Here is a 12,872-nt window from a genome sequence, read left to right as displayed (position 1 = left end):
CGCCCGGCGTGCACGAAAGCCCCGAGGAAACGCCATGTCCCACCATCTCACGTTGAAAAGCATGCGCGCCATCACGCATAATGTGAACGAGCTGACCTTCGACCGGCCGGACGGATACGATTTCAAGCCCGGACAGGCGACCGATTTCGCGCTCGACCGCGACGGCTGGCGCGATGAGAAACGCCCCTTCACCTTCACCTCGCTGCCGCAAGCCGAGCACCTGCAGTTCACCATCAAGTCCTACCCCTCGCATGACGGGGTGACCGAACAGGTCGGCCAGATGGAAGGCGGTGAGAAGGTCATTCTCGAGGACCCGTGGGGCGCGATCGAGGACAAGGGGCCGGGCACCATCATCGCGGGCGGCGCCGGGCTGACGCCGTTCCTTTCCATCCTGCGCGCGCGGCAGGCGAAGGACGGGACGCTCGATGGCTATCGCCTGATCTTCTCCAACTCGTGCGAGAAAGACATCATCCTGCGCGAGGAACTGGAGCGGATGCCGGGCCTGAGGCTCGACCTGCAGCTGAGCGACGAGAATACGGAAGGCACCTGTCACGGCAGGGTCGATGCCGAGTATCTCGAGCAGGCCGGGCTCGACCTGGACGGACTTTTCTACCTGTGCGGCCCGTCGCCGATGGAGGACGACGTCAGCACGCTGCTGAAAGCGCGCGGCGTCTCCGGCGACAGCCTGGTGCGCGAGGAGTGGTAGAGAACTCTACCTGCGTCAGTCTTCGATGCTGAGCAGGTATAGCTGCCGCACGGCGTCGATCGGCTTGATCAGGCCCTCGTCCTCGTAATGCCAGAAGGTCCAGCCATTGCAGCTGGGCGCATTCTGCAATTCCTTGCCGAGGCCGTGGATAGAGCCGACCTGCTTTGCATGGACGAGCGAACCGTCGGCCCGCACCGTCGCTTCCCAGCGGCGTTTCTTGTCGAAAACCTTCGTCCCCGGTTTCAGCATCCCGCTTTCGACCAAGGCGCCGAATGCAACCTTGGGCGCGGCTCGTCCTGCCTTCACCGTGGTGAGCGCGCTTTCGTCGAGCGGTAGTTCCTTCGCTATGCGGGCCGTCGCGACCTCGCGGTAGGCCTCCTCCCGCTCGCAGCCGATCCATTCGCGGCCGAGCCTTTTTGCCACCGCGCCGGTCGTGCCGGTGCCGAAGAACGGGTCGACTACCACATCGCCGCGCTCGGTCGTGGCGAGCAGGACGCGGTAGAGCAGCGCCTCGGGCTTTTGCGTCGGGTGCGCCTTGTGGCCGTGCCGGTCCTTCAGGCGCTCCCCACCCGAACAGATCGGCAGCACCCAGTCGCTGCGCATCTGAAGCTCGTCGTTCAGGGTCTTCATCGCGCGGTAGTTGAACTGGTATTTCGCCTTCTCTCCCTGGCTGCACCACAGCAGGGTTTCATGGGCGTTCGTGAAGCGCGTGCCGCGGAAATTGGGCATCGGATTGGTCTTGCGCCAGACGATATCGTTCAGGATCCAGAAGCCCAGGTCCTGCAGGATCGTGCCGACCCGGTAGATATTGTGATAGCTGCCGATGACCCACATGGCCCCGTCGGGCTTCAGGATGCGCTTGCACTCCGTCAGCCATGCCTTTGTAAAATCGTCGTAAAGCTTGAAGCTGTCGAACTGGTCCCAGTGATCGGTCACCGCATCGACATGGCTGCCATCGGGCCGGTTGAGATCGCCGCCCAGCTGGAGATTGTAAGGCGGGTCGGCAAAGACGAGATCGACGCTGGCATCGGGCAATTCGCGCAGCCGCTCGACACAGTCACCGTCCAGTATCTGCCCCAGCGGCAGTGTTTCCTTCGCGGTCGCAGCCGGCTTCGCCTTTTTCGCACTGCGCTGCTTCGTGGTTTCCAGAACCACCATGTCGGCCCCCATGATCTTACCTTCCCCGTCAAGTTATCCACAGGGTGAGTCCAAGTGGACTCCGCGTCAAGGGAGCAATTATAAACGGAGATGGTTACTTCGGCGTAAGCTCGGGGGAACAGATGGTGTCCGGCACAAGATATTGAGTCCGCGCACTTTCGCCGGACTCACCATGATGGGGTGTGGCGCAAAAGACTCGCGCCAGCGCGTTAACGCTGTTGCGCCTGCCTCTTCGACAGGACGTTCAAAGCAGTGTGGCGATGACGTAGGCTGTGAACGCGGCCAGTAGCACGCCGCCCATCACGCGTCCGATCGTCTTGCCGGCCCACAGCAATGCCCACAGCGCCACGGCAGACGCGAACAGGATCGCGCTCTGTGTTCCAAGGATTTCGCGCGGCAGAGCCACCGGGGCCATCAGCATCGTAGCCCCGCCGATCAGCAAGATGTTGTAGATGTTGCTGCCCACGACATTCCCGATCGCGAGGCCGGGTTTCCCGCGGAAAGCTGCCGCGACCGATGCGGCGAGTTCCGGCAGCGAAGTGCCGATGGCCACGACCGTCAGCCCGATCACCGTCTCGCTCACGCCTGCGACCGTGGCGACTGCTATCGCCCCGTCGACCAGCCAGCCACCGCCGAAGACCAGTGCGGCAAGGCCCGCCACGAACAGGACGATGGCAATCGGCAGTTTGGGGATGGTGACATCCTCCTCCTCGTCCGCGATGCGGGGATGATTCAACCGCCAGACAATATAGATCACCAGTAAGGCAAGCAGCGCCGCACCGATCCAGAGCGCGCCCGTCTGCCAGAACGCCAGTCCCACCAGGATGGCGGTCGCCCCCAGCGCCACGGCGGCGTCGCGCCGCCCCAGGCCGGTCAGGACGATCGGCGCAACCAATGCGGTCGCCCCAAGGATCAGCAGCGTGTTCGAAATGTTCGACCCGACGATATTGCCCCAGGCGATCTCGGGCGAGCCGGCTCGCGCCGCTTCGACGCTGGTGACCAGTTCGGGCATCGAAGTCGCCATGCCAACGATGATGACGCCGGTCAGCAGGTTGGACAGGCCCATTGCCTTGGCAATACCGACGGCACCGCGCACCAGCAATTCACCCCCCAGGGCCAGACCGATGAGGCCGGCAACGATCAGCAATATGGATGTGGCCAAGTAAGGTCTCTCAGTTCTCGACCATGTCGGGGTCGAGGCCCGGATCGACATCGGTCAGTTCGATGGATTTTTCCCACAATCGCGTCGCCAGCAACGGATCGCGCGCCGTGCGTGTCGCAATCGCCCGGCCGGAAGACCTGCCGCTCATCTCTGCAAGGCCGTAGGGTCCGTAATAGCCACCACGCTCCACATCCGGTGACGTGGCCGCCTGCAATGCAGGCAGTGCGCCATCGTGCAGGTCGTTCAGCACGGTGCCGATTACCTTGCTCAGGATCGACAGCGGCCCCATGTTCCGCATCAGGTCCGTGCCCGCGATGCCGGGATGGCTTGCATAAGCCTTCACCTTGGACTTGGCCGCTCTCAACCGGCGGTCGAGTTCGAAGGTAAACAGCAGGTTCGCCAGCTTGCTCTGCCCGTAGAACGCCTGGCGCTGGTATCCTTTGCTACCGTCCAGGTTTTCGAAGTCTATTTTCGCGCCCTTGTGCGCAATGCTGGACTGGTTGACGATGCGCGCACCGCCGTCTTCTGCCAGCTTGTCCAGCAGCAGGCCGGTCAGTGCGAAATGCCCGAGGTGATTGACCGCGAATTGCGATTCTACCCCCATCGCAAGGCTGAGCGGGGGCATCATGATCCCTGCATTGTTGATCAGCAGGTCGATCCGCTCCTCCTTCTTCGCAGTGTCGGCCGCATTGCGCACGGAGCCGAGATCGGACAGGTCGAGTTCCAGGAAACGGGTTTTCGCGTCCAGCGCCTTTCCGGCGATCCGCTCCATGGCGTCGTCCGCTTTCCCGCTGTCGCGGCAGGCGAGGATCACCTCCGCTCCCTTGCGTGCCAGCGCTTCGGCGATGGCGTAACCCAGCCCCGTATTCGCGCCGGTCACGAGCGCTGTCTTGCCCGACTGGTCGGGAATATCGTCGAATGTGAAACCGGTCATACGGGCAATTCCTGCTGTGCTACGGGTGCGAAGCTGCGGCGATGCAGCGGTGTGGCCCCGTGTGTGCGCAGCGCATGAAGGTGCTCTGCGGTTCCGTATCCCTTGTTTCTTTCCCACCCATAATGCGGAAATGCGGCCGCGGCCTCGATCATCAGGCGGTCGCGCCATTCCTTGGCAACGATGCTGGCTGCACCGATCGAAGGCTCCAGCCCGTCACCGCCGACGATTGCGCGTGCTGGCCAGCGCCACTCCGCCGCCCGGCCCTGCGGGGTCATGTTGCCGTCGATCAGCGCCTGCCCGACGGGTTTGCCCAGCACCTTCTCCAGCCGCTCGACCGCGAGGGACATGGCGAGCATGGTGGCCGCGAAGATGTTCAGCCTGTCGATCGCGGCGGGAGAGATTACTGCAACCGACCAGGCGCAATTCGCCCGTATTTCCTCGTCCAGGGCAGCGCGGCGGCGCGCCGTCAGCTTCTTGGAGTCGTCCAGTCCTTCAGGGGGGGACTTGCACAGCATCACCGCCCCCGCCACAACCGGTCCGGCCAGCGGCCCGCGGCCAGCCTCGTCGACACCGGCGACCAGCGGAACGTAGGCGCTGAAATCCGCCGGGCGGGACCCGGCATAATCGTGAGGCGTTGCAGATATCATGACCACGAACAAAACCCTTCTCGCCGTCGCCCTATCTCCCTTCGCCTTCACGCTCGCAAGCTGCGAGGCATCGGCAGGCGGGGATAGCTCCGTCGCGCCGCAATCGACATCTTCGGCGCAGGGCGTAGCCGCAGCGATAGACGAAACGGTCGGCCCGTTCGCGATCACGGACATGGGCCGCTTCGACGAGCCATGGGCGGCGGACTTCATTCCCGGCACCTCGATGCTGTTCATTACCGAAAAGGGAGGCTCGGCGAAGATCGTCGACACCGCCACGCGCGAGATGGTCACGGTCGATGGCCTGCCTGAAGTAGACTATGGCGGCCAGGGCGGCCAGGGCGGCCTTGGCGACGTTGCCTTCCTGGCGTCGGAAAGTGCGCCAGACATGGATCGCCGCACGATCTACCTGACATGGGCCGAAGCCGGGGACGGCGACACACGCGGCGCTGCGCTCGGTCGCGGCGTGCTGGTGTGCGAGGAAGCCGACGCGTGCTCGGTCGAAGGGCTGAACGTCATCTGGCGCCAGACGCCCAAGGTCACAGGTCGCGGCCATTACTCGCACCGCATCACCTTCAGTCCGGATGGGAAGTATCTCGTCCTCGCCAGCGGCGACCGTCAGAAGAAAACCCCCGCGCAGGAATTGTCGAACAATTTGGGCGCCATTCTTCGGCTCAATCTCGATGGAACGCCTGCCGCGGGCAATCCCTTCGCCGATCAGGGCAGCCCATCGGACGAGATCTGGAGTTACGGCCACCGGAACACCCTGGGCATCGATTTCGACCCGAACGGGCAGCTCTGGAATCTGGAGCATGGCCCGGCAGGCGGGGACGAATTGAACCTGATCGAGCCGGGCAGGAATTACGGATGGCCGCTGGTGTCGGATGGCGACAATTACGACGGGACGCCGATACCCGACAACGATGCCCGCCCCGACCTCGCCGGTCCGGTGGTTAACTGGACCCCGGTCATCGCGCCGGGCGATTTCCTGTTCTACACCGGTGACATGTTCCCCGCATGGAAAGGCGACGCACTGATCGCCAATCTCAAGACCATGTCGATCGTGCGGGTCGCCATGGGCGGAATCGACAGCAGGACAGGGCGCGAAGCCAATCGCTGGGATCTGGGCGAAAGGCTGCGCGAAATCGTCCAGGGTCCGGACGGGGCTCTCTACGTCCTCGAAGACGGTGAGGACGCACGGCTGCGCAAGCTGACTCCGGCCGGTTGATAGTAGCCGACAGGCGCATTTGCGCTTGGCGGCGGAATAGGCGGATTGCGCTCGACGCGGAGGACGCCGGGCCCTAGCGCACGCCGGCTATGGCAACGCTCGTTCCCCTTTCCTCCGTCGACCCGTTGCTGGTCGAAACCCTGCTCGATGAAAGCTTCGGGGAAGGTCGCTATGCGCGAACGGCCTATCGTATTCGCGAAGGGACGCAGTGGCTGGAAGGGCTGAGCTTCGCCGCGCTGGACAACGATGACTATCTCGCCGGTTCGATCCAGCTCTGGCCCGTTGCCCTGATCGATCCCGAGGGGCGGCGGCATCCGCTTATCATGGTCGGCCCCGTCGCCGTCATGCCTGCCTTGCAGGGTGAGGGGTTCGGCAAGGCGTTGATGGGCGCAGCACTGGGCGCGCTCGATGCAAGTGCCGGCTCGAGCCCTGTCCTGCCGCAGGTCATGATCGGCGATCCCGACTATTACGGGCGCTGGGATTTCACGGCGGCGCATACGGCGGGCTGGCATTGTCCCGGCCCGTTCGATCCCGCCCGGTTGCTGGTCCGCACGCCCAACCCCGCGATCCTGCCGGCGGAAGGCATGCTGGAGGCGTGGAAGCCTGCCGCTGAATAGAGCCGGCCCGCACGCTGGCCGGGAAAATTCCGCTATCTGGTGCGTTCGCCCCTTACCATGCCTTACGAACCCCCTCCCGAACTCGCCAGCCTGACCCTTTCGGAAATCGCGGAGCAGGTCGCTGCGCGTAAATTGCCGCCCGTGGAAGGGTGGGCTCCGCAGAAGGAAGGCGACAGCCTGATGCGGATAGCCGCGGACGGGAAATGGTATCACGATGGCGGCGAGATCCGGCGACAGGCCATGGTCCGTGCCTTCTCCGGGCTGCTGATAAGCGACGGAGACGGGGCGCATTATCTGGTCTCTCCGTTCGAGAAGCTGAGCATAGAGGTAGAGGACGCGGCCTTCGTCGCGACCGACGTCGCGAACAGGGACGGCGCCCTCGCCTTTCGGCTGAACACGGACGAACTGGTGATCGCCGGGCCGGACCATCCCATCGTCGCGCGCGGAGAGACTGACGCCCCTGCCCTCTACATCGGTGTGCGCCGAGGCACCGAGGCGCGCCTCAACCGCTCGACTTACGAGCAATTGGCGGAAATCGCCCTTGCAGAAGGTGACGACTGGAAAGTGTCCAGCGGGGGGGAGACGTTTTCACTCCTTCCGGATAAAGCGGGTGCATGAGTGACCTGTTCGACCGCCTGAAGCGCATTTTCGACGATGGCCATGGCGAGGAACTGGACGGCCTGCTGACCGACGAGGATTTCGCCGCCGACGACACGCGTCCCGCCGCCGTGCTCGTGCCTGTGACCGAGCGTCCGCGGCCCGGCGTCATCCTGACCCGCCGCCCGCGCGACTTGCGCAGCCACCCCGGACAGGTCGCCTTCCCCGGCGGAAAGATCGACGCCGGCGAGACGCCGGTAGAGGCCGCCTTGCGCGAAGCGGACGAGGAACTCTCCCTGCCGCCTGCCCGTGTCCGCATCATCGGATCGAGCGATGTCTACGTCACGGGAACCGGCTTCGAAGTGACGCCGGTGCTGGGCGTCGTACCGCCAGACCTGCCGCTCGTGCCCAATCCGGGCGAGGTCGAAAGCTGGTTCGAAATACCCCTCGACACGCTGTTCGACCGATCCAATTACGCCTCCAACACCGTGATGTGGAAGGGCGCGGAACGCACATATTACGAGATGGAATATGAAGGTTACCGGATCTGGGGCGTCACGGCAGCCATCATTTCGAACCTTTCGCGCCGGATGTGTCTGACGGAGCTGTTCGATGGCTGACTTCCTGCCCGAAGCCGAATGGACACGGCGCAGCGATCTCGCTGCGCTGGTGCGCGCGTTGGGAAACGACAATATTCGCTGGGTCGGCGGCGCAGTGCGCGACACCCTGCTGGGCACCGAGGTCAACGATGTCGACGCGGCAACGACCTTCCATCCCGACCAGGTCATGCGGCTGCTGGCCGATGCCGGTATCCGGACCGTGCCGACCGGGATCGACCACGGCACGGTCACCGCCGTCCTTCCCGGCGGCCCGGTGGAAGTGACGACGCTGCGCCGCGATGTTGCCACCGATGGCAGGCGCGCGACCGTCGCGTTCGCAAGGGAATGGCGCGAGGATGCAGCCCGCCGCGATTTCACGATCAACGCCCTGTTCGCCAATCCGGAAACCCTGGAAATTTCGGATTATTTCGGCGGGCTGGGTGATCTTGCCGATCGCCGGGTCCGGTTCATCGGCGATGCGCGCGAACGCATACGCGAGGATCACCTGCGCATCCTGCGATATTACCGCTTCCAGGCCCGCTTCGGATCGGAACTGGATGAAGAGGCAGAGGACGCCTGCGCCGAACTGGCGGACACGATGAAGGGCCTCAGCCGGGAGCGCGTTGCGGGTGAACTGCTCTCCATCCTCGCCCTGCCGGACCCGTCCGCCACCATCCGCCGCATGCACGAGCGCGGTGTGTTGCAGGTCGTACTGCCGGAAAGCACGGCGGGCACGGTGGCAGTGCTCGGTGATCTCGTCGCCCACGAACAGGCACTCGCTGTCGAGCAATCCGGCCAGCGCCGCCTGTCCGCGCTCCTTCCCGCGATAGAGACCGTCGCGGAAAGCGTTGCCGCGCGTTTGCGGCTGTCAAGGAAGCAGCGGGCCCATCTGTGCTGCGTGGCACGGCGCAAGACCAGCGATCCGCTCCGCGCGCGTGCGCTGGCCTATGAAAACAGCATGGAATGCGCGCGGGACCGCGTCCTGCTGGCCGGGGCATCCCTCGATCCCCTGAGCGGATGGGAGCCGCCGCAATTGCCCCTGAAAGGCGGAGAGATCGTGGAACGCGGCCTCGCCACGGGGCCGGGTGTCGCGCGATTGCTGCAGGCCGTAGAGGCGCAGTGGATCGAAGAGGATTTTCCCGGCCGCGCACGGGTCGAGGACATCCTTGCCGCCCTGACAGCGGAATAGCGATCAGGTAAATTTATTGTCCTTCGGGAAGCCCTGCGGCGGCATCCGCCCGGCCCCGCCGCGCGCAACCTTCCATTGCCAAATGTCGGTTTCGGTCCGCGTCCGATCGCCCTTGCCGCCCATCTGCCAGCTAAGCCCGTCCTCCAGCACGAAGGTTGTCGCATCGGACAGTCCGCCATCGCGGTAGTTCTGCAATTTGACGCCCTGCCCGCGCGCCATGACCGGCAGTTCCTCAAGGTTGAAGACGACCAGCTTGCGGTTCTCGCCCACGGCAGCGACATGATCGTGAGCGGGATCGATCGGACGCACCACGACCAGCTTCGCATCGCCTTTCAGATTGACGACCTGCCTGCCTTTTCGCGTTTCCGCGAGCAGTTCGGAAGTCTCGGCAGCGAAGCCCTTGCCCGTGTCGGCGGCGAGGAGGACGCGCTTGTCCTTCGCGTGAACAATCAGCGCGGCGATCTTCGCTTCTGCATCGATATCGAGTGTCGACTGGACCGGTTCGCCGAAACCGCGGGCGCCCGGAAGCTTGTCCGCGCCGAGGGTGAAGAAACGTCCATTGTCGGTCGCCAGCAACAGCTTGTCCGTTGTCTGGGCGTGGGCGATGAAGGCCAGTTCGTCGCCTTCCTTGAACTTGAATTCCTGGGCCAGGTCGACATGGCCCTTCGCCGCGCGGATCCAGCCGCGTTTCGACAGGATGACCGTGATCGGCTCCTTCTCGATCATGGCGTCCATGCTGAACTCGACCGCCGGGGCAGCCTCGGCGATAGTGGTCCGGCGCGCACCCAGAGCGGTGTCCTCGCCATATTCCTTGCGCAGCGCCTTCAGGTCTTTCTTGAGCCGCGTGCGCTGGCGGGCCGGACTGCCGAGCAGCTTATCCAGCTCGTCTTTCTCGGCAAGAAGGTCGTCCTTTTCCTGCCGCAGCTGCATCTCTTCCAGCTTGCGAAGGGACCGCAGCCGCATGTTCAGGATCGCTTCGGCCTGCCGATCGGTCAGGCTGAATTCCTTCATCATAACGGCCTTTGGCTCGTCCTCGGTCCGGATGATCTCGATCACCCGGTCCAGATTGAGGAAGGTGATGATGTAGCCTTCGACCAGTTCCAGCCGCCGCGCGATCTGGTCGAGGCGATGCTGGCTGCGGCGCTGCAGGATATCGATCTGGCTGGCGACCCAATTGCCCAGCAATTCCTTCAGGCCCATCACCATCGGCGTGCGCGTCGCATCGAGCACGTTGAGGTTGAGGCCGAAGCGCACTTCGAGGTCGGTCAGCTTGTACAGGCTTTCCTTCAGCAGTTCGGGGTCGACATTCCGGCTGCGCGGGACAAGCACGATGCGGATCTGTTCGTCGCTTTCGTCGCGGACATCGTCGAGGATCGGCAGCTTGCGGTCGGCAATCGCCTGCGCGATCTGCTCGATCAGCTTGCCCTTGGCCACCTGGTAGGGAATTTCGCTGATAACGAGCTGCCACTGGCCGCCGCCCAGCCGTTCGATACCGGCCTCGGCATCGTCTGCCTTTTCCGCCTCTGCCGCGTGGAAACGCCCGCGAACCCGGAACGACCCCCGGCCCGTTTCATAGGCCGCACTGATCGTTTCCGCGCTTTCGGGCACGATGCCCCCGGTGGCGAAGTCCGGGCCCTGGAACAGTTCCATTAGGCGCGCATGCTCGACATGCGGATTGTCGATCAGCTCCAGCGTCGCATCGACCACTTCGGCGACATTGTGGCTGGGGATATTCGTTGCCATGCCGACCGCGATACCGCTCGCGCCATTCGCCAGCAGGTTCGGGAACAGGCCGGGGAAGATTTCCGGCTCTTCATCCTCGTTATTGTAGGTCGGAATGAAATCGACCGTGCCTTCGTCCAGCCCTTCCATCAGACGCAGGGCCGTCCGCGTCAGTCGCGCTTCGGTATAGCGGTAGGCGGCGGCATTATCGCCGTCGATATTCCCGAAATTGCCCTGCCCCTCCACCAGCGGGTACCGCAGGGCGAAATCCTGCGCGAGGCGCACCATGGCATCATAGACCGACGCATCGCCGTGCGGGTGATACTTGCCGATGACATCGCCGACCACGCGGGCGCTCTTCTTGAATGCATCGGTCGGGTTCAGCTTCAATTGGCGCATCGCCCATAGCAGCCTGCGATGAACCGGCTTCAGGCCGTCGCGCAGATCGGGCAGGGACCGCGCGGTAATCGTGCTGAGCGCATAGACGAGATAGCGTTCTTCCAGTGCGGAATCGAACGGCGCATCGACGATCGCGTCGAACGGATCGGGCTCTTTATCGGTAAGGTCTGAAGCTGCCATACGCCCTGCCCTATCACCGCCACGCTTCGCCTGTCAGCAGGGAACCGCGCACTGTCCCCGTCGATTGATCGGGTAACCGCAAATCAAGGAGTACCCCATGACAAAACGTGTTCTCATTCTCGCCACGGACGGTTTCGAACAGTCCGAACTGATGAAGCCGAAGGCCAATCTCGAAAACGCCGGGATCGAAACAACCGTCGTCAGCCTCGAATCCGGTGAAATCAAGGGTTGGGACAAGGATGACTGGGGTGACAGCGTCAAGGTCGACAAGACGCTGGACGAGATCAGCAACTGCGAAGGGTTCGATGCCCTGCTGCTGCCCGGTGGCCAGATCAACCCGGACGTCCTGCGCATCAACGAGCGCGCGGTCGCGCTGGTCAAGGATTTCGACATGGCGGGCAAGCCGATCGCCGCAATCTGCCACGCACCCTGGCTATTGGTCGAGGCAGACATCGTGAAGGGTAAGACCGTGACCAGCTGGCCGTCGGTTCGTACCGACCTCAAAAATGCCGGCGCGAATGTGGTCGACTCGGAAGTCGCACAGGATGGCAATCTCATCACCAGTCGCAATCCGGACGATATTCCGGCTTTCTCCGATGCCCTGATTGCAAGGGTTCAGGAACGCGTCGAAGAAAACGCCTAACCTACTCAAAGGATTCAAAGAAACGGGCTTCTCCGCGAAATGCGGAGGGGCCCGTTTTCATTTTGGCTTGCCTTCCTCTCGCAAATGTGTCCAAATTATGGCGCAATAATGGCGAGAAGGAGGCTAAAATGAGGCAAATGCATAACGGGCAGAAAATCTTCCTGGCAGGCTCAGCGGTGATGGCCGTGATGCTTTCGGGGTGTGACCAGGGCCCGGGGCGTGATGTGGCAGCGACAACCGATCGGTCCGAAAGTGTGACGATGCAGGCAGAGGCGGATAGCGCGGCCGACATTGCTGCCGAGACCGGGCCTGAGATGACCGGGGCGGACATGACCGATACGTCCCTGCCCGAACTGGAACCCGTCCCGGAAAATCTCCCCCAGCTAGCCTACGATTACGACTATAGTTGGATACTGCCGGCCGAAGACATCGGTCCGCTCCAGCGGACCCACGCCAATCTCTGCGAACAACAAGGCCCGACAAGCTGCCAGATTACCGGGATGAGCAAGACGGGCGAGGAAACCGAAGACGTTCGCGGCATCCTGGAAATGCGGGTCGCAGCGCGGCAAGCCCGAGCCTTCGGCGCCCTGCTGGAAGACGAGGCGGAAGACGCAGGCGCCGAACTCGTCTCGGCGGAAATTGCAGCTGAAGAGCTGAGCAAGCAGATCGTGGATACCGAGGCCCGGCTCCGGACCCGCGAGGCTCTTCGCGACCGTTTGAGCGAAGTGCTGCAAACCCGGCGCGGATCGATCGAGGAAGTGGTCCAGGCAGAGCGCAGCGTGGCACAGGTGAATCAGGAGATCGATCAGGCCCGCAGCTGGCTGAAGCAGATGGAAAGCCGCGTCGCCTACAGCAAGGTAACGGTCCGCTACGAAACCGGCGCGCCCGTCACCAGTGATTTCCTTAAACCGGTCCAGGCGGCCCTCGGCTCGCTCGGCAGTATCATGGGCTGGGTGCTGGCAATCATGATCGTGCTGGGCGCCATCATCGCGCCCGTAGCGGGGTTCGTGTGGGCCGGCAGGAAGGTCAATCGCCGCTTTGCATCGCGCCCGGCAGACAGCGCCGGCTAGGACGCTCGGCTGGATCGAGCCCGG

13 protein-coding genes are annotated in these 12,872 nt (G+C 63.6%); 8 read left to right on the top strand and 5 right to left on the bottom strand.

What is annotated here, in order from left to right:
• The first annotated feature begins 34 nt into the window (after positions 1–34).
• Positions 35–706: a flavodoxin reductase gene (locus PF049_06055; protein WBY17701.1), complete on the top strand. Its 672-nt coding sequence runs from the start codon at positions 35–37 to the stop codon at positions 704–706.
• A gap of 15 nt (positions 707–721) precedes the next feature.
• On the opposite strand, the gene PF049_06050 is transcribed toward PF049_06055, so the two are convergent.
• The 4 genes from PF049_06050 to PF049_06035 all read right to left on the bottom strand — a co-directional run bounded on the left by PF049_06050 (position 722) and on the right by PF049_06035 (position 4,607).
• Positions 722–1,864, bottom strand: coding sequence for a site-specific DNA-methyltransferase (locus PF049_06050; GenBank protein WBY17700.1), 1,143 nt, complete (start codon positions 1,862–1,864; stop codon positions 722–724).
• 244 nt (positions 1,865–2,108) lie between these two features.
• Complete coding sequence (locus tag PF049_06045) at positions 2,109–3,026, bottom strand: calcium/sodium antiporter (protein ID WBY17699.1); 918 nt, start codon at positions 3,024–3,026, stop codon at positions 2,109–2,111.
• Between the two features lie 10 nt (positions 3,027–3,036).
• Positions 3,037–3,960 (bottom strand): oxidoreductase, encoded by a 924-nt coding sequence (locus tag PF049_06040; protein ID WBY17698.1) that lies wholly within the window; start codon positions 3,958–3,960, stop codon positions 3,037–3,039.
• Complete coding sequence (locus tag PF049_06035) at positions 3,957–4,607, bottom strand: ribonuclease HII (GenBank protein ID WBY17863.1); 651 nt, start codon at positions 4,605–4,607, stop codon at positions 3,957–3,959. The genes PF049_06040 and PF049_06035 overlap by 4 nt, the downstream gene beginning before the upstream one ends.
• On the opposite strand from PF049_06035, the gene PF049_06030 reads away from it, so the two are divergent.
• From PF049_06030 to PF049_06010, 5 genes are all read left to right on the top strand, one after another.
• Entirely contained in the window at positions 4,606–5,832 is a 1,227-nt protein-coding gene (locus tag PF049_06030; GenBank protein ID WBY17697.1) for a PQQ-dependent sugar dehydrogenase, read from the top strand. The two genes, PF049_06035 and PF049_06030, sit on opposite strands and share 2 nt — an antisense overlap.
• A gap of 89 nt (positions 5,833–5,921) precedes the next feature.
• Positions 5,922–6,449, top strand: a complete 528-nt coding sequence (locus PF049_06025) for an N-acetyltransferase (GenBank protein WBY17696.1) — start codon at positions 5,922–5,924, stop codon at positions 6,447–6,449.
• Between the two features lie 57 nt (positions 6,450–6,506).
• Positions 6,507–7,067, top strand: coding sequence for a DUF1285 domain-containing protein (locus PF049_06020; GenBank protein ID WBY17862.1), 561 nt, complete (start codon positions 6,507–6,509; stop codon positions 7,065–7,067).
• On the top strand, positions 7,064–7,666 hold the full coding sequence (locus tag PF049_06015; protein ID WBY17695.1) for a CoA pyrophosphatase: 603 nt from the start codon (positions 7,064–7,066) through the stop codon (positions 7,664–7,666). The genes PF049_06020 and PF049_06015 overlap by 4 nt, the downstream gene beginning before the upstream one ends.
• A complete protein-coding gene (locus PF049_06010) occupies positions 7,659–8,834 on the top strand; it encodes a CCA tRNA nucleotidyltransferase (protein ID WBY17694.1) in 1,176 nt (391 codons plus the stop codon). The genes PF049_06015 and PF049_06010 overlap by 8 nt, the downstream gene beginning before the upstream one ends.
• Before the next feature lie 3 nt (positions 8,835–8,837).
• Here the strand turns inward: PF049_06010 and parC are convergent, their stop codons facing one another.
• Complete coding sequence (gene parC / locus PF049_06005) at positions 8,838–11,135, bottom strand: DNA topoisomerase IV subunit A (GenBank protein ID WBY17693.1); 2,298 nt, start codon at positions 11,133–11,135, stop codon at positions 8,838–8,840.
• Positions 11,136–11,232: 97 nt separating this feature from the next.
• Between parC and PF049_06000 the strand changes: the two genes are divergently transcribed.
• Both PF049_06000 and PF049_05995 read left to right on the top strand, forming a co-directional pair.
• Positions 11,233–11,778, top strand: a complete 546-nt coding sequence (locus PF049_06000) for a type 1 glutamine amidotransferase (GenBank protein WBY17692.1) — start codon at positions 11,233–11,235, stop codon at positions 11,776–11,778.
• A gap of 128 nt (positions 11,779–11,906) precedes the next feature.
• Positions 11,907–12,848, top strand: a complete 942-nt coding sequence (locus PF049_05995; protein WBY17691.1) for a DUF4349 domain-containing protein — start codon at positions 11,907–11,909, stop codon at positions 12,846–12,848.
• Positions 12,849–12,872: the final 24 nt, after the last annotated feature.

Source organism: Erythrobacteraceae bacterium WH01K (assembly GCA_027941995.1).
Taxonomy (GTDB): domain Bacteria; phylum Pseudomonadota; class Alphaproteobacteria; order Sphingomonadales; family Sphingomonadaceae; genus CAJXSN01.
This window is presented reverse-complemented; position numbering and strand designations above follow the sequence as displayed.

Excerpts from the sequence above, each read along its gene's own strand:
- PF049_06055 (WBY17701.1), top strand. The coding sequence starts at position 35 with ATGTCCCACCATCTCACGTTGAAAAGCATGCGCGCCATCACGCATAAT.
- PF049_06050 (WBY17700.1), bottom strand. The coding sequence starts at position 1,864 with ATGGTGGTTCTGGAAACCACGAAGCAGCGCAGTGCGAAAAAGGCGAAG.
- PF049_06040 (WBY17698.1), bottom strand. The coding sequence starts at position 3,960 with ATGACCGGTTTCACATTCGACGATATTCCCGACCAGTCGGGCAAGACA.
- PF049_06030 (WBY17697.1), top strand. The coding sequence starts at position 4,606 with ATGACCACGAACAAAACCCTTCTCGCCGTCGCCCTATCTCCCTTCGCC.
- PF049_06035 (WBY17863.1), bottom strand. The coding sequence starts at position 4,607 with ATGATATCTGCAACGCCTCACGATTATGCCGGGTCCCGCCCGGCGGAT.
- PF049_06025 (WBY17696.1), top strand. The coding sequence starts at position 5,922 with ATGGCAACGCTCGTTCCCCTTTCCTCCGTCGACCCGTTGCTGGTCGAA.
- PF049_06020 (WBY17862.1), top strand. The coding sequence starts at position 6,507 with ATGCCTTACGAACCCCCTCCCGAACTCGCCAGCCTGACCCTTTCGGAA.
- PF049_06015 (WBY17695.1), top strand. The coding sequence starts at position 7,064 with ATGAGTGACCTGTTCGACCGCCTGAAGCGCATTTTCGACGATGGCCAT.
- PF049_06010 (WBY17694.1), top strand. The coding sequence starts at position 7,659 with ATGGCTGACTTCCTGCCCGAAGCCGAATGGACACGGCGCAGCGATCTC.
- parC (WBY17693.1), bottom strand. The coding sequence starts at position 11,135 with ATGGCAGCTTCAGACCTTACCGATAAAGAGCCCGATCCGTTCGACGCG.
- PF049_06000 (WBY17692.1), top strand. The coding sequence starts at position 11,233 with ATGACAAAACGTGTTCTCATTCTCGCCACGGACGGTTTCGAACAGTCC.
- PF049_05995 (WBY17691.1), top strand. The coding sequence starts at position 11,907 with ATGAGGCAAATGCATAACGGGCAGAAAATCTTCCTGGCAGGCTCAGCG.